The organism is Maribacter polysiphoniae (assembly GCF_003148665.1).
Taxonomy (GTDB): Bacteria; Bacteroidota; Bacteroidia; order Flavobacteriales; family Flavobacteriaceae; genus Maribacter_A; species Maribacter_A polysiphoniae.
The window spans coordinates 181782-197277 of sequence record NZ_QGGQ01000007.1; the positions used below are offsets into that span (position 1 = coordinate 181782).

Genomic DNA, 15496 nt, shown 5'->3' on the forward strand with positions numbered 1-15496 from the left:
AACAGGTCAATCAATCAGCTATATCTTCAAAGTCAGAAGGATTGACCCAACTAGTGCCAAGTTCTTCACCGGCTAGATATCTTTCGTAAAAATTGACACCTGTGGAATCGGCATAAATATAGTTGTCGAATATTTGACCATTTCCCAATATCCTGGGGTCTTTTTGTTTTTTCAGCTCCTCTGTCATAAGGGTTTTCAAGGCATCTGATTTTATGGAATATGCAGGATCGTCATAAATATTCACCATACATTCAGGGTCTTGTTTTATGTTGTACAGTTCAAACTCCGGTCTTTTCCCAAAACTTGAATCCCAATAATGGAATGTGTCAGGGTTTTTTCTTAAGGCCAGCAATTCGGTTTTAGTAGGGGAGCCGTCGCAATTTAAATACCCGGTAATGGGATCTCCTGCTGGCCAACGGCTCGTTTCGAAATTCCGTACCAGGAGGTAGTCTCCCTTGACAATTCCACGGATAGGGTAACCCCAATCATGGGGTCGACCTACGTCGTGTCTTTCCTTTCCTATTAATATAAAATCATCTCTTGAACTGTCTATGTTTTCTGATTTGGTAGCATTAAAGATGGGCAGTAGACTTTTGCCTGTAATTGGCTTCATTCCTTGTTTGGAAGGTTCCAAATTAGCCAATTCCAGAAAGGTCGGTGCGAAATCGGCAAAAGAAACCATGTCATTTATAGTACGGCCTGGTGCTTTTATTCCATTTTTCCAGATAATAGCCAATGGCAGGTGATTGGAAAGTTCATATTCTTGGCCTTTCACCCTTGGAAAAGGCATTCCATTATCCGAAGTTACAACGATGACCGTATTGTCCAATTCCCCTCTTTCTTCCAAGGTGTTGAGCATTTTACCCAATTGTTTGTCAAAATATTCAATTTCATAGGCATAATCCAAAAGGTCTGACCTTACGGTCTCGTTATCGGGCCAAAACGAATAGACCTTGTCAATTTCCTCAAGTTTTTTGCCTCCTTGTTTTATACCAATCCCTTTATCATAAGCCCTGTGGGGTTCCCTTGATCCAAACCAGAAGCAGAAGGGGGAACTTTCGGTATTATCCGATAAAAAATCCAAAAAATTGGCAGCATAGTCATTTGTTGAAATAAAATCACCAGGGGGATCTGTTTGTTTTTCATCGTATGGTTTCCCTGTTAAAAAACGTTCACTACCATCGTCAAGCTTTGCGATACCCGGAGCCCAACCTTTATCCGTATAACCAACGTGATACCCATTCTCTCCCAATACTTCGGCATAGGTCTTGAATTTTGTTGGAAAATAGGCCCAATGATTCGCTGCTTCCTCCAATTGCCATGAATTTCTGCCGGTTAATATAATCGACCTCGAGGGAGCACACTTTGCATTTGGTGTATATGCCCTTGAAAACAGAAGACCTTCTTTGGCTATCCTATCGAAATTTGGTGTTTTTATCCAGTCGCATCCGTAAATTCCCATATGTTCATAGGTCGCGTCATCCATAATGGCTATCAGGATATTTGGTCTATTGGTTTCAATTGCTTTATTTTCTTTTTTGCATGAAATCAATAATGTGATTGTCAATATGAAAATTATGGTTCGAGAGGTTTTTTGAGTCTTCTTCATAATCTATCTATTTGGGTCAATTGGGGATTTGAAAGAATACAATCCAAACATCTTTTTATGATTACTTGATTTAGTTGAACCTTCGGTCAAATCAGTACGATTTGAATAGTATCCATTAAAACCCGATGAGACACTATTTGTAGTGCTTTTTTCCGCCACGTTGGTATTAGGTTTTGGTTCTCGGTTTGAAGTCACTAAATTGATAAAGGTTTGTTGGCCATGGCTCACCAGTGTGGAAAATGCAATAAAAAGCATTGTCATAAAATACTGGTTTTTCATGTTAAGCCAAAGATTTATGGTATTTAAGTCAAGTCAAATGGATTGTCGATCATTACTTATCAAATCTAAAAAATATATTTTCTTTCACAAGCTTATTTTTGTGTTTTTATTGTAGAAATGTTGTTTTTTGTTACGAAGTATTTCAATGACAAGTTGTACCCTGTTTTTGGGAAGGAAATTACATTTAGGTTATAGTATGTATATACTCGTTATATAGGCTTTTTATATCCGATTCAATTCGTTTAAATGAAAGAGGGTATTTATAAATATTTCATTTAGGATACATATCTTTAGTAATCTGTAATTTGAATTATAAGCCCATTTTTTAAGGGTTAATGGCGTTTTTGTCATCAAATAAGACTTAAGGGTGTTATTTTATAAAAATAACCTTAAAAAAATTACAAGAAAGGTTATGAAAGTTTTGATGATATACTTATTTTTGATTTCTTCTCATGAAATAACGGGATTTCAAATTTGATGTACTGTTAAAGCGGTTTTTGTGGTTTTGGTTAACGTTCAATAGAAAATAATGATTAGGAAGTTTTTTGATGGTTTGATGATGGGGGAATTGAACGCATGCTATTAATATATCACGACAAAACCCTTAAATAATAATTAATATAATGGGTACGTATTCAAATACGAGGAGATCTTTTATTGGAAAATTGGGCAAAGGTGTTGCATTGTCTACAATAACACTATCGGGGCCGTCTAGTTTCGCAACCAATTTAATTGCCAAAAGAACAGGTACAACAAAACCAATAAGAATTGGGGTCATTGGGGCGGAAAATTCACATACCAAGGGTTTTGGTAAACTCTTTAATATTGATAAAAAATTTCCTGGTGTTGAAATAAAATATGTTTGGGGGGAAACCGAGGAATTTGCAAAGGAAGCTATGAAACATGGGGGGATTCCCAATATGGTAAGAGACCCAAAAGAAATGATGGGTAAAATTGACGGGCTTATTGTAGACCACCGCGACGGAAAATATCATTTGGCAGCAGCTATTTCCTTTGTGAAAGCCGGTGTCCCGACTTTTGTGGACAAACCATTTTCCACTAATCTTCAAGAAGCCAAACAATTTTTGGCCATGGCTCGTGAAGTGGGTACACCTGTTACTTCGTATAGTTCTATTGCACAAAGTTATGAGACCGATAATATCAAAAGTAAAGTGGATAAAATTGGTGAAATAAATCAAATAGTCCGTATTGGGCCCTATGATATCAATTCAATATATGGAGGGGCTTTTTTTTATGGAGCACATATGATACAACCGTTAACGAATATTTTTGGAGAAGATGTAGCAAAGGTAAGGGTGACTAAAAATGGTAAAGGTAAAAACGGAGCTCATTTGGTTTTCGGGAATGGCATGTTGGCTTCTTTGATTTTTTCTACAAAAAAATATGAGTGGCGAACCTTTGTTGAAACGGATCAAGGGCTAACGGAAATGATTCCTGATGTTTTAACCAAGGATGTGTCCAAAGCGGATAAGGATATGGTAGACATGTTCAAAACAGGTAAGGAACCAAGATCACATCAAAGTATTTTGAACGGTATTGCAATACTTGCAGCCCTTCAGAAATCTACCGATAGTAACCAATGGGAAGAGGTTGAAAAAATAACAATTTAGAAAGATAATATGAGAAAGTTTATTGGTTCCATTATGCTGGCCAGCTTATTTATAGTAAGCTGCAAACAAGAAAAAAAACAAAGTACTCCCGAGAAGGAGGAAATAGGTGATCAAAACAACAAGGATAAAGAATCTGATTGGCAACTATTGTTTGATGGAAAGACATTTGATGGTTGGCGTGGATTGGGCATGGATAAGGTGCCTGACAAACATTGGACTATTGAGGATGGTACCATTAGGAAATTGAACAATGGCTTGGTTCCTTCCTTACCGGATGGACAGCCCATAGAAGGTGGGGATTTGATGACCATTGCAACCTTCGATAATTACGAACTTTATTTTGAATGGAAAATATCCAAGGCCGGTAATAGCGGAATAAAGTATAATGTGTCCGAAGCCATGTCCCAAAAGTATGATTCCCCCCATGGTGCCATTGGTTTTGAATATCAATTATTGGATGATAAGGACGAATCATATGAAGGATTGAAGGCTTCACAATTTACGGGTTCACTTTATGATATGATTGTAGCAGAGAATGTCGTATTGAAGCCAGTAGGGCAATTTAATTCAAGCAGGATAATCGTAAATGGCAACCATGTTGAGCATTGGTTGAATGGAAAAAGGGTAGTCGAATATGATTTTGAATCCGCCCAATTGGATTCATTGTACCAAATTAGTAAGTATAAGGACTTTCCGGATTTCATTAAAAAGCGAAAAGGACATATTGTCTTGCAAAACCATGATGACGATGCGTGGTTCAGGAATATAAGGATTAGGGTACTGGAGAGTAATTAAGAATAAAACTAAAATTACCACGATGAAGATTACTTCAATTATATTATTTATCATTTTTGTTTTTACAGGCATTGGTAAAATAGAAACTACCAAATCAATGAAGGTAGAAGGTATTTCATATGTCGACAACAAGCCCGTTACCCTTACGATAGAAGGGGATAGGATTTCAACGATTACGCAATCCTCGAAAAAGAACACTAAAACCAAAATATATATAGCACCTGGTTTGATAGATGTTCAGATCAATGGTTATATGGGTGTTGATTTTTCTGGACCGGGGTTGACCGTAGAGGCTATCAGGAAGGCTACAAAAGCCTTATGGAAAGTCGGGGTCACCAGTTACTTCCCTACGATCATCACAAGTGATATCAATAGGATCAAGGAAAATTTTGCGGTATTGGCAGCAGCAAGAAAAGATCCAGAGATCGGCCCATCCATTCCTGGCTTTCACTTGGAGGGACCCTATATCTCACCTGTAGCGGGATTTAGGGGTGCCCATCTGGAAAAGTATATAAAAAATCCAGATTGGGAAGAATTCCAGGAAATACAAAAAGCAGCTGAAAATGGGATAGTGTTACTTACAATGGCCCCAGAACTGGAAGGGGCTATTCCATTTATAAAAAAATGTACCGAAAGTGGGGTAGTGGTCTCTTTGGGCCATCATAATGGGTCTGCCATTCAAGTTAAGAATGCTGTTGATGCGGGAGCAAAAATGGCGACACACTTAGGGAATGGATGTGCGAACGAGATAAATCGTCACCATAATCCGCTTTGGCCTCAATTGTCGGATGATCGTATTACAACAAGTATTATTACAGATGGTTTTCATTTGACAAGGGAGGAAGTACGAAGTTTTTATAAGGTAAAGGGGCCCAATAAGACAATTTTGGTGTCCGACGCTTTGGATTTGGCAGGATTGCCACCTGGGGAATACATTCGGGGGGAACGTAAATTATTGCTTACACCGAACGTAGTAAAGCTTCCAAAGGAAAATGTGCTCGCCGGAGCGGCATCTCCTATAAGTAAGTGTTTGGGGGTTATGATGGAATATACACAATGTAGTCTTCCGGAAGCCATCCAAATGGCAAGTACGAATCCGGCCGAAATGTTTTCAATGGAAACGTTAGGTAAATTGGAAAAGGGTAAAAGGGCTGATTTGATATTATTTACCATGGATAAAAATGAAATGGTTATTCAAAAAACATACGTATCCGGCAAATTGGTCTATTCCAAGAATTAATTTTTAGGGTCAAAAAGTATTTAATAATAACATAGAGTTCATGGCAAGCAATAAGATAATCAAGAAAATATTTTTGGCGTTAAGTGTTGTTGGCCCGGGTCTATTCCTAATTGGTTACAATATTGGAACTGGGAGTGTTACAACTATGGCCAAAACAGGGGCTGAACATGGTATGGGTTTATTTTGGGCACTCGTACTTTCTTGTATTTTCACCTATATACTCATGGTTGCTTATGGAAAAGTGACCTTAGTCTCGGGTAATACCGCCCTTTTTAATTTTAAAAAAGAATTTCGTTGGGGCTGGTTACTTTCCCTCTATATAATTATCGCCCTTATAATTGGGGAATTACTTGCCCTTATTGGGGTAATGGGAATCGTTGCCGATCTCGTTCAAGAAGGGATTAAGTTAGCCTTTAATGGGTTCGAGTTACAGACTTTTTGGATCATCCTCTTTTTTACCTCGATACTCTATTTATTTCTGTGGTTCGGTAGGTATCAGATGTTTGAAAAAATACTGACGGTTCTTGTGATCCTGATGGGGCTGTCATTTCTCCTTGTATTTATAATGGTCAAACCGAGCATGGGGGCTTTATTGGAAGGTATGATTCCTTCCGTACCCAATACCCCGGGTGCTTATATGTTGATAGCCGCTATAGCGGGGACAACGTGTTCAGCAGCTGTTTTTATTATGAGGAGTACTGTGGTAGCAGAGAAAGGTTGGGGGGTAAAGGATATAAAAAAAGAAAAAAGGGATGCCTTTGTTTCCGCTTCCATGATGCTTTTTCTCAGTGGGGTGATTATGGCTGTTGGAGCAGGAACCCTTCATGTTATGGGCCTGAAACTTGACAATACGGTAGATATGATACAGTTGTTCGAGCCCATTGGAGGAAAATTTTCGGCTTTTCTTTTAATAATAGGGATTACGGGTGCTGGATTATCCACAGTATTCCCCATAGTTCTGATAGCTCCATGGCTGATTGCCGATTACACCGGAAAACCTCGGAATATACATTCCAAGCAATCAAGGGTACTTATCGTAGTAGCATTGCTGTTTACTTTTGGAACTGTTTTTATGGAAGAAAAGCCACCGATTTTAATGGTTTTTTCACAAGCTTTTCAGGCTTTCATTCTTCCAGCCGTAGCGATTCCGATTTATATTTTGATGAATAGGGAATCCGTGATGCATGAGTATAAGGCAGGAGTGAAAATGAATATCGGGATTCTCGCGGTAATACTGTTTTCTTTAATAACATCATGGTTCGCAATGATGGAATTTATTTACTAAAATAGAAATATGAATACATCTTTTAAAGTTCAACAATTGAACATAGACATTTACCAACGACCCGAGGAAATGGGTCAGGCTGCAGCTGATTTTGTTGAAAATAAAATCAATGAAGCTATCATCAAAAAAGGTGTTGCCAGGGTTATTCTGGCAACGGGATCTTCACAGTTCACTTTTCTAAAGGCATTGAGGCAGGCAAAGATTGACTGGAAGAAAGTAGTAGTATTCCATTTGGATGAATATTACGGTATATCCGATACACATCCAGCAAGTTTTCGCAAATACCTAAAGGAGAGGATTTTGGATTTGGTTAAACCCTTAGAGACTTATCTTATAAATGGGGATGCCGAGGATATAGAGGACGAAATGGCCAAGTATGCCGCTAGATTAAGTGAGCATGAAATTGATGTAGCGTGTATTGGAATAGGGGAGAACGGCCATATAGCATTCAATGACCCTCCCGTTGCGGATTTCAACGATACAAAATTAGTGAAGTTGGTTGAATTGGACGCGCAATGTAGAAATCAACAATTAGGGGAAGGATGGTTCCCGACTATCGATGATGTTCCGAAAAAGGCTTTAACATTGACTATACCGGCTATTATGAATAGTAAGGCAATTAGCTGTGTGGTACCCGACGAAAGAAAGGCGGAAGCGGTCTATAACGCCTTAAATGGAGACATAACGACTGATTGCCCCGCTAGTGTGTTACGAAGACATAACGATATAAGAATGTTTTTGGATGTGGAATCGGCCTCTCGATTACAAAAATCAATGGGCTAACCCATTATAGCGAGGCACTGATTGGTTTGTAAGCCTGACATAGGAAATATAATTGTGGAAGCCTTTTGTTACTCACAGGGTATTGATTTGTAAAGGAAACAGGAGGACGAACGACGTGGTAAAATGATATAAAACAAGTATAATACAAACAAAATATGGAAAACAAAAGAAGGGATTTTATAAAAAAGGCGGCTTTAGGAGCATCATCCCTATCTATTGGGGGGGTGTTGCCAGGGTTCAGTGCTAAAAGTTATGGTAATATAATAGGATCTAATGAACGCCTTAAAGTAGCCTGTATGGGTGTGAATAGCAGGGGGTATTCCGTGGGGTCCAATTTTGCCTTACAGTCAAACTGCGACGTTGTCTATTCTTGTGATGTAGATAAGAGGGCCTCTGCAAAGTTCATCACTGGCATCGATAAAATACAAAACAGGAAACCCAAACATGTAATGGATTTTAGGGAGGCCTTGGATGATAAGAATGTTGATATCTTGGTGGTAACTGCTCCAGACCATTGGCATGCACCTGCGGCTATAATGGCATGTAAGGCCGGTAAACATGTTTATTTAGAGAAACCGGCAAGTCATAACCCAAAAGAAGGGGAACTAGCGGTAGCTGCATCCATTAAATATGATCGAGTGGTACAAATGGGTAACCAGCGACGCTCCTGGCCAAATGTTGTAAAGGGTATTAAAGATTTGAAAGAAGGTATTATCGGCCGACCTTATTTTGCCAAAACATGGTATACGAATAATCGTCCTACTATTGGGAAGGGAAAAGTAACAGAGGTACCGGACTGGTTGGATTATGAATTATGGCAAGGCCCTGCACCGCGCGAGGCGTTCAGGGATAATTTAATTCATTACAATTGGCATTGGTTCTGGAATTGGGGAACGGGTGAGGCACTGAATAATGGAACCCACTTTGTGGATTTGGCCAGATGGGGTCTCGGGGTGGAGTTTCCTACTAAGGTAAGTTCCAATGGAGGTCGGTATCGTTATGATGACGATTGGGAAACTCCTGATACACAGATTATAAACCTTGAGTTTGATAACAATAGCCTGATGACATGGGAGGGACGAAGTTGTAACGGTCGTTCGGTCGAAGGAAGTAGTGTGGGTGTTATGTTCTATGGGGAAAATGGTTCTTTGGTTATAGAATCGGGAAATTCTTACAAGGTTTATGATTTAAACAATAAATTAATCAAGGCGGAAGACGGCATTGAAGAAATTAATGCCAATAACCTTTCGGATCCCTCTCAGTTTCTGGATATTTTACATATTCAAAACTTTTTTGATGCCATCCGGAAAGGAACGCCGTTAAATTCCGATATTGATGGAGGGCATAAAAGTACTTTGCTCGTTCAATTGGGTAATATAGCATTGCGCTCTGGACAAAATTTGAAGATTGATTCTAAGAATGGTCATATACTGGACAATAAGGAAGCAATGAAATATTGGAGCAGGGAATATGCGCCAGGATGGGAACAGTTATTATATTAAAATCATTAAGTTTATGTGGGTTGGTGACTTTACTTCATTGATTGTAGCAAAGTTTGGCAATTAAACTTTTGACTGGGGGTATTTAATTTAAGGATGCTTTCATAGTAAGCCATTATGCTAAAGGGTAGCAGTAAATCTTAGTATTTTAATTCCCAGGCCTTACTGATTGTGGATAGTATTTGCTGCGTTGGTTTTTTTGCGAAGTTGTTGACCTTGGATGGCAACTTTGTTTTATTCCGATCAGCCAAAGGAAAGATTAAATCGAATTTAAAATCAGTTCTATAAAACGGCCGTTTTATAGAACTGATTTTTATGATTTTAGAACCTAAAGCCGAAACCAAACTTTAAAAGACCTAAATTTTGATCTTTATTTAATTGGGAATTATCTCGACGAACATTCAATCGGATATAATCATACTGGGCTTGAATGTAAAACCTTTTACCAATATCATAAGAAAGTCCTAAATTCAAATTAATCCCCCCATCTGATTCCGTTACGGACAAGATTGCTTCTTCAGGTGTCTCTGTAAAATTGCCAAGGGTACCATCAAACTTGGATCGCACTATGGTATATCCTAAACCAATACTAGGTCGAAGCTTGTCCATGCCAGGTATATTGAATTCCGCGAATACCTTCGGCTGTATAAAAGTATTTGTTTCATCAAAGTCTGACCCATTTCCGTCATAAGACTGAATGTTGTCATGAAAAATCCCAGCATTAATTCCTGCTCCGAAAGTCACAAAATCGAGATTTACAAATCGATACTTTAACCCTAAATCGATAATACCAGGGGTATCGTTGCCAAGTTCATCACCAATAGAAATAGGGTAATTGGCCTCAGCGCTCCATTTGTAATTCAAGTCTTGTGCTATTGAATTGATTGAAAAGAATAATACGGGGAATAGGAGTAATTTGTACTTCATTTTGACTTTTTTTATGGTTAATTAAAGTTTAAATGTAGGATAAATCCTTATTTTCAACTCATAAGAACTAGTTAAGAATGGTACAAAGTTCCGTTAAAAACCATCAAAAAAAACAAGCAAAACCATTTGCCTTATGAAACGGGAAAGATACAGTGCACTATCCTTTTCAGTAGTCCAATTCATTTCCATTGAAGGGTTTTGCATGATTTCGGTCTTCAAGAAACTGACAACCATGTCCCTTGGAACTAGTGAAAACATTTTAAACACTAATCCCTGTAACACATTGATGGGAAATAATATTTAGATAGATAGACGTCGGTTGGGTGAAGATTTTTGGCAGACACCGAAATGTGACTATTGGCATTGATATCAAATGGATTCATTTGAGCATAAAAAATAAAAAACCTGTAAATCAAAGACTTACAGGTTTCTTTGTAGTGATTATACATCACCTAGCGGAGAAAGAGGAACTATCCAAAAGTTTGTAACTATCAGGAATACAAACACTTATGTTGTTCGGTGAAGGGTTTACGCACCGATTTACGCACCGAATTGATAATTGTTTGATATACAATGTTTTAATAGGTTTGTTTTTTTAATTGGAGAAGGGTTAATCAAACACATTTTAAAAAAAGAGTTTCTCAATTTGCCCTTTGACCTAATAATTTATTCCCAAGCAGTTTTAAGAGGGATGTATTCATTAATCTTATTGTTGTGCACAATATTCAGTCCCTTGTTAAGGGAAATTACTTTAAGTAATTTTTTTCGAAATACATTTTCATTTGTGTTTTATTAAAAACAGCTTAAAGATTGTACCTATAACATTAAGCTAATATTGCGATTAGCAATATATTACCTTTAAAACTAGCGTAATAATCATATATTGTAAATATATTACTATATTAGAGTTATTAATTGTATTATTTGTTAATCCCAAAGTTTTAAAATTGTTGATAATACTTATAATAAAATGAAGTTAACATACAAAAAGACCAATGTAAAGCCTGAAAATTCCTTTTTGGCAAGACAGGACACTATGCCCTGCATTGAGCAAGATTGGCATTTTCACCCTGAACTGGAGTTGATTTACTTTCTCAAAAGTACTGGCACGCGTTATGTTGGAAATTCCATTGGTAATTTTGAGGAAGGGGAACTGTATTTGATTGGTAGCAATGTCCCCCATCTTTTTAGGAACCATAGGGAGTATTATAATGATAATGATGAAGAAGGAGCGGTTGATCTTATCGTGGTTAAATTCAAAAGCGATTTTTTAGGGGAAGCCTTTAAAGAGCTGCCAGAAACGAAAAGAATTCAAATGCTTTTTGAAAATGCCAATAGAGGTCTACAGTTTTCGAAAGCGGCAGCCTATTTGGTACATACCCAAATGATGGGTCTTGTTCGAGCAGAAGGACTCTCAAGAATTGTAGGTCTTTTAAAGATATTGGACATATTATCGGTAAGCGAAAATTATGAATTTTTATGTTCTAACGGTTTCGATAATTCCTATAAAAAGACAGAGAAGGAACGTATGGCACGGATAATCTCCTATCTCAACGAAAATTTTGAAAATAAGATAGAACTCGAATCGGTGGCCTCAATTGCCCACATGGCCCCAAATGCCTTTTGCCGTTATTTTAAAAAAAGAACCCAAAAGTCGTTTGTGCAATATTTGAATGAAATTCGAATAGGACACGCCTGTAAACTGCTAATCGAAGGAAAATTACAGATTACGACCATATGCTACCATTCAGGTTTCAATACATTGACGAACTTCAATAGACAGTTCAAGGCATTAATGAAAATGACCCCTACAGAGTATATGGAGCAGTATAAGGCTAAAATACAACTCGAAGCTGTTTAGTTAAAGCTCAGTGAATGTCATTAGAGTTTTATTTTTCCCAATCTTGCATTTTGTATACCATAGGAATATACCTTGCGATAATTTCAAAAGGTTTGGTAATACGATGACCATAAGGTCTTTTCAGCTTCTTATCTACAGAACCTTATCTCCATATATAATACTCAATTACTTCCAATAAAATGGATAATATAGTGTTTGTGCTAGTTAAATATGGCCTAGTTCCTTAATGAAAATAGCGATTATTTTATGGTGTTGTTAGATAATCCTCGTGGCCTAGTTATTGAACTTGTGCGTTATAGATATAATTTGGTCGCTTGTATAATTTCTTCATGTTGTTTTTTTGTAACAAGACAATTTTTTAATAGTAAAATATGAAGAACATATGACAGGGATTGAGAAACACCAATATTCCAATTAATTCTGATTAAAAATGAAAAAATTATTATTAGTAGTTTTTGTGGTATTCCATATGGCTATTGAAGCGCAAAACAAACCCAATATTGTATTCCTTTTTTCCGATGATGCGGGGTATGCCGATTTTGGTTTTCAAGGAAGTACTATTATGAAGACGCCAAATTTGGATAAACTGGCAAAAAATGGAGTAACATTCACCCAGGGTTATGTGTCAGCCTCCGTTTGTGGTCCTTCAAGAGCAGGTTTAATGACTGGTAAATACCAGCAACGTTTTGGGTATGAAGAAATCAACGTGCCGGGTTATATGAGTGGTAATTCCAAATATTTGGGAGATGATATGGGGTTGCCGTTAGATCAGGTTACAATGGCTGATTATTTAAAGAAATTAGGATACACTAATGCCATGTACGGAAAATGGCATTTAGGGGATGCAGATCGTTTTCATCCTTTAAAAAGAGGTTTTGATGAATTTTACGGGTTTAGAGGTGGTGATAGAAGCTACTTTGCTTATAAAGAGGTGCCAAAAGGACATTTAGATAAAAGGATGGAAAATGGTTTTGGAAATTTTGAAGAGCCAAAAGCATATGCAACTGATGTTTTTGCAGACAAAGCTATATCCTTCATGGAAAGAAATAAAGACAAACCATTTTTTATTTATTTAGCATTTAATGCAGTGCATACACCCATGGAAGCTACTGAAGACGATTTAAAAAAATTCCCCAATTTAACAGGTAAACGTAAGGAGGTTGCGGCAATGACATTGGCTTTGGACCGTGCATGTGGTAAAGTGTTAGATAAGTTAAAAGAACTAGGTTTAGAGAATAACACTATAATTGTGTTTTCTAACGATAATGGTGGTCCAACAGATAAAAATGCATCAATAAACTTGCCATTAAGTGGAACAAAATCAAATCAATTGGAAGGAGGGCTAAGAGTGCCTTTTTTAATGAGTTGGCCAAATCACATAAAAGGTAATATAAAATATACTTATCCAGTAAGTACGTTAGATTTATTACCCACATTTTATGCTGCTGGTGGTGGAAATGTTGCCGATTTGAAAGAAGTGGATGGAGTTGATCTTTTACCTTACATTACAGGTAAAAACGACACTCGACCTCATGAAACATTATATTGGAAAAAAGAAAATCGAGGTGTTTACAGGGAAGGAGATTGGAAGTTTATTCGTTTTCCTGATAGACCTGCTGAACTTTATGACATGAGTAAAGATACTCCAGAATTAGAAGATTTGGCTAATAAGTATCCTGAACGCGTAAAAGAAATGTATAAAAAACTCTTTAAATGGGAGTTAACACTCGAACGTCCAATGTGGATGTTAAAACGGAAATTTGAAAAAAATGATATAGATAGGATGGATAGATATCGAACTCCAGAATTGGTGAAGAAAGAAATGGAAAAAATGAAGAAAACGGCCAATTAATACATGAATTTAGTATTGGTGTATTAAATAAAGACACTATCACGGCTGTAGCCCGGCCTTTAGCGGAATAATTTTTATTGGTTGAAAAGACATCAAAGGAAGGTTTATATTACCAAAAATAGGATTATCATTTGAGTTAGTTTGTTACGTTTAGTTATGGTGGTGGGTAATTTTCCCATCACCTTTTTTTTGCTATCAAAGAATCATAACCAACACGACATACTGTTACTCTTATATGCCTTAAACAAATGCTATTACAGAAAATAAACGAAAATTTCATGTTCATTTTTCTATTTTATGTTCAGAGAAAGCAAAACCTGTTAATATAATGTAAGTGCTGGTTAAAATGCGTTTGTGCACATGCCTCATATTGCTGTTCTTTTGTGATGTAAAATGTATGTGGTACAAAGAATCATTACTCTTTGGCTAGGGTATGGTGGGTAATTGCCTTTAAATCTATTGTTGATCAAATAAAAACAATAACAAACGCTCTAGAAAATAAACCACATAATTGATTGTTTTGAAAAAAAATCACTTAAGGTGCAGAAAAGACAAAACCTTGAGGAAAAGACCAATATCATGAAGATAGCGAAAATTGAACCTTTCATAATTGTCCACAAATTGGACACCCCCTTCTATTTTTCACAATGGCAGTACGATACCAGAAAAATATGTATTGTTAAAATTACCTTGGAGGATGGTACTTATGGCTGGGGGGAAGGTTACGGTCCTGCCGATGTCATTAAGGCCGGAATAGATTTCTTTAGCTCCTTTATATTGGGAAAAGATGCTTTACAACATGAAGTTATTTGGGAAGAAATGTACCGTCGTTCCATGGATTATGCCCGAAGTGGTACGTTACAGGCTGCAATAAGTGCTTTGGATGTTGCGCTTTGGGATATAAAAGGGAAATTGCTTAATCTACCAGTGGCTATATTGTTGGGAGGTATTAAAAACCCTGTCATACAACCATATGCTACTGGACTCTATTTTACGCAGGTGGATAATCTTGAACAAAATCTGATAGAGGAGGCCCTCTTGTACAAATCCCAGGGATTCCATGCCCTAAAAATGAAAGTGGGTTTGGGCATCAAAAAAGATGAGCAATTTGTTCGGGCCATACGAAAGGCCATTGGTCCAGATATGAAATTAATGATCGATGCCAACCATGCCTACAATTATAGTGAAGCCATAGAACTATCAAGAAAAGTAGAACAGTATGATATCTCTTGGTTCGAAGAACCTGTGTCTCCTGAAGATTATGAGGGGTATCGGAGATTACGGGAGAATACCTCGATTCCTATTGCAGGAGGCGAATGTGAATATCTAAAATTCGGTTTTAGACGTTTGTTGGAAAATGAATGTATCGACATTGCACAGCCCGACATCTGTGCAGCAGGTGGACTTACTGAAGTAAAGCGAATCGCATCCTTGACCCAGGCCTTCAACAAGGATCTTGTACCACACACATGGGGTACATGGATAGCTATAAGTGCTGCCATACATTTTGTGGCCAATCTAGATAAGAATCCCGGTAGGCTTTATAATGACTTACCCACAATGGAACTGGATCGTACCGAAAATGCCTTACGTGATGAGGTTACCCACAGTTGTGTCCAAGTAGAAAATGGTCTCATACAAGTGCCTAAAGGTCCAGGTTTGGGCGTTGATGTGAATATGGATGCCTTGAGGAAATATCAGGATACCAAATTAAGTACCTTTATTAAGTTTTAAA

12 protein-coding genes are annotated in these 15496 nt (G+C 37.4%); 9 read left to right on the forward strand and 3 right to left on the reverse strand.

All coding sequences use genetic code 11. The features are described 5' to 3' along the window. Positions 1 to 10: 10 nt before the first annotated feature. Entirely contained in the window at positions 11 to 1609 is a 1599-nt protein-coding gene (locus LX92_RS15035; protein ID WP_109652305.1) for a sulfatase family protein, read from the reverse strand. A gap of 3 nt (positions 1610 to 1612) precedes the next feature. Continuing rightward, complete coding sequence (locus LX92_RS22465) at positions 1613 to 1888, reverse strand: hypothetical protein (protein WP_109652307.1); 276 nt, start codon at positions 1886 to 1888, stop codon at positions 1613 to 1615. 623 nt (positions 1889 to 2511) lie between these two features. Between LX92_RS22465 and LX92_RS15045 the strand changes: the two genes are divergently transcribed. The 6 genes from LX92_RS15045 (at position 2512) to LX92_RS15070 (ending at position 9124) form a co-directional block, all read left to right on the forward strand. Continuing rightward, a complete protein-coding gene (locus LX92_RS15045; protein WP_109652309.1) occupies positions 2512 to 3519 on the forward strand; it encodes a Gfo/Idh/MocA family protein in 1008 nt (335 codons plus the stop codon). Positions 3520 to 3528: 9 nt separating this feature from the next. After that, entirely contained in the window at positions 3529 to 4314 is a 786-nt protein-coding gene (locus LX92_RS15050) for a 3-keto-disaccharide hydrolase (RefSeq protein WP_109652311.1), read from the forward strand. 22 nt (positions 4315 to 4336) lie between these two features. After that, the gene (nagA, locus tag LX92_RS15055; protein WP_109652314.1) at positions 4337 to 5554 is read left to right on the forward strand and encodes an N-acetylglucosamine-6-phosphate deacetylase; all 1218 of its coding nucleotides are present in this window, start codon (positions 4337 to 4339) and stop codon (positions 5552 to 5554) included. A gap of 40 nt (positions 5555 to 5594) precedes the next feature. Continuing rightward, positions 5595 to 6839 (forward strand): Nramp family divalent metal transporter, encoded by a 1245-nt coding sequence (locus tag LX92_RS15060; protein ID WP_109652317.1) that lies wholly within the window; start codon positions 5595 to 5597, stop codon positions 6837 to 6839. Between the two features lie 9 nt (positions 6840 to 6848). Then, on the forward strand, positions 6849 to 7622 hold the full coding sequence (locus LX92_RS15065; protein ID WP_109652320.1) for a glucosamine-6-phosphate deaminase: 774 nt from the start codon (positions 6849 to 6851) through the stop codon (positions 7620 to 7622). Positions 7623 to 7777: 155 nt separating this feature from the next. Beyond that, the gene (locus LX92_RS15070; RefSeq protein WP_109652322.1) at positions 7778 to 9124 is read left to right on the forward strand and encodes a Gfo/Idh/MocA family protein; all 1347 of its coding nucleotides are present in this window, start codon (positions 7778 to 7780) and stop codon (positions 9122 to 9124) included. Between the two features lie 318 nt (positions 9125 to 9442). Here the strand turns inward: LX92_RS15070 and LX92_RS15075 are convergent, their stop codons facing one another. Continuing rightward, complete coding sequence (locus LX92_RS15075) at positions 9443 to 10048, reverse strand: outer membrane beta-barrel protein (RefSeq protein WP_109652324.1); 606 nt, start codon at positions 10046 to 10048, stop codon at positions 9443 to 9445. Between the two features lie 970 nt (positions 10049 to 11018). On the opposite strand from LX92_RS15075, the gene LX92_RS15080 reads away from it, so the two are divergent. The 3 genes from LX92_RS15080 (at position 11019) to LX92_RS15090 (ending at position 15495) form a co-directional block, all read left to right on the forward strand. Further along, positions 11019 to 11909: an AraC family transcriptional regulator gene (locus LX92_RS15080; RefSeq protein ID WP_109652327.1), complete on the forward strand. Its 891-nt coding sequence runs from the start codon at positions 11019 to 11021 to the stop codon at positions 11907 to 11909. A 430-nt stretch (positions 11910 to 12339) separates the two neighbouring features. Beyond that, positions 12340 to 13761: a sulfatase-like hydrolase/transferase gene (locus LX92_RS15085; RefSeq protein WP_109652329.1), complete on the forward strand. Its 1422-nt coding sequence runs from the start codon at positions 12340 to 12342 to the stop codon at positions 13759 to 13761. A 540-nt stretch (positions 13762 to 14301) separates the two neighbouring features. After that, a complete protein-coding gene (locus tag LX92_RS15090) occupies positions 14302 to 15495 on the forward strand; it encodes a mandelate racemase/muconate lactonizing enzyme family protein (RefSeq protein ID WP_244915935.1) in 1194 nt (397 codons plus the stop codon). The last annotated feature ends 1 nt before the right edge of the window (position 15496 follow it).

What these genes read in the sequence shown, in the direction of transcription:
- nagA (WP_109652314.1), top strand. Translation starts at nt 4,337, where the DNA reads ATGAAGATTACTTCAATTATATTATTTATCATTTTTGTTTTTACAGGC.
- LX92_RS15065 (WP_109652320.1), top strand. Translation starts at nt 6,849, where the DNA reads ATGAATACATCTTTTAAAGTTCAACAATTGAACATAGACATTTACCAA.
- LX92_RS15060 (WP_109652317.1), top strand. Translation starts at nt 5,595, where the DNA reads ATGGCAAGCAATAAGATAATCAAGAAAATATTTTTGGCGTTAAGTGTT.
- LX92_RS15085 (WP_109652329.1), top strand. Translation starts at nt 12,340, where the DNA reads ATGAAAAAATTATTATTAGTAGTTTTTGTGGTATTCCATATGGCTATT.
- LX92_RS15075 (WP_109652324.1), bottom strand. Translation starts at nt 10,048, where the DNA reads ATGAAGTACAAATTACTCCTATTCCCCGTATTATTCTTTTCAATCAAT.
- LX92_RS15080 (WP_109652327.1), top strand. Translation starts at nt 11,019, where the DNA reads ATGAAGTTAACATACAAAAAGACCAATGTAAAGCCTGAAAATTCCTTT.
- LX92_RS15050 (WP_109652311.1), top strand. Translation starts at nt 3,529, where the DNA reads ATGAGAAAGTTTATTGGTTCCATTATGCTGGCCAGCTTATTTATAGTA.
- LX92_RS15045 (WP_109652309.1), top strand. Translation starts at nt 2,512, where the DNA reads ATGGGTACGTATTCAAATACGAGGAGATCTTTTATTGGAAAATTGGGC.
- LX92_RS15070 (WP_109652322.1), top strand. Translation starts at nt 7,778, where the DNA reads ATGGAAAACAAAAGAAGGGATTTTATAAAAAAGGCGGCTTTAGGAGCA.
- LX92_RS15035 (WP_109652305.1), bottom strand. Translation starts at nt 1,609, where the DNA reads ATGAAGAAGACTCAAAAAACCTCTCGAACCATAATTTTCATATTGACA.
- LX92_RS22465 (WP_109652307.1), bottom strand. Translation starts at nt 1,888, where the DNA reads ATGAAAAACCAGTATTTTATGACAATGCTTTTTATTGCATTTTCCACA.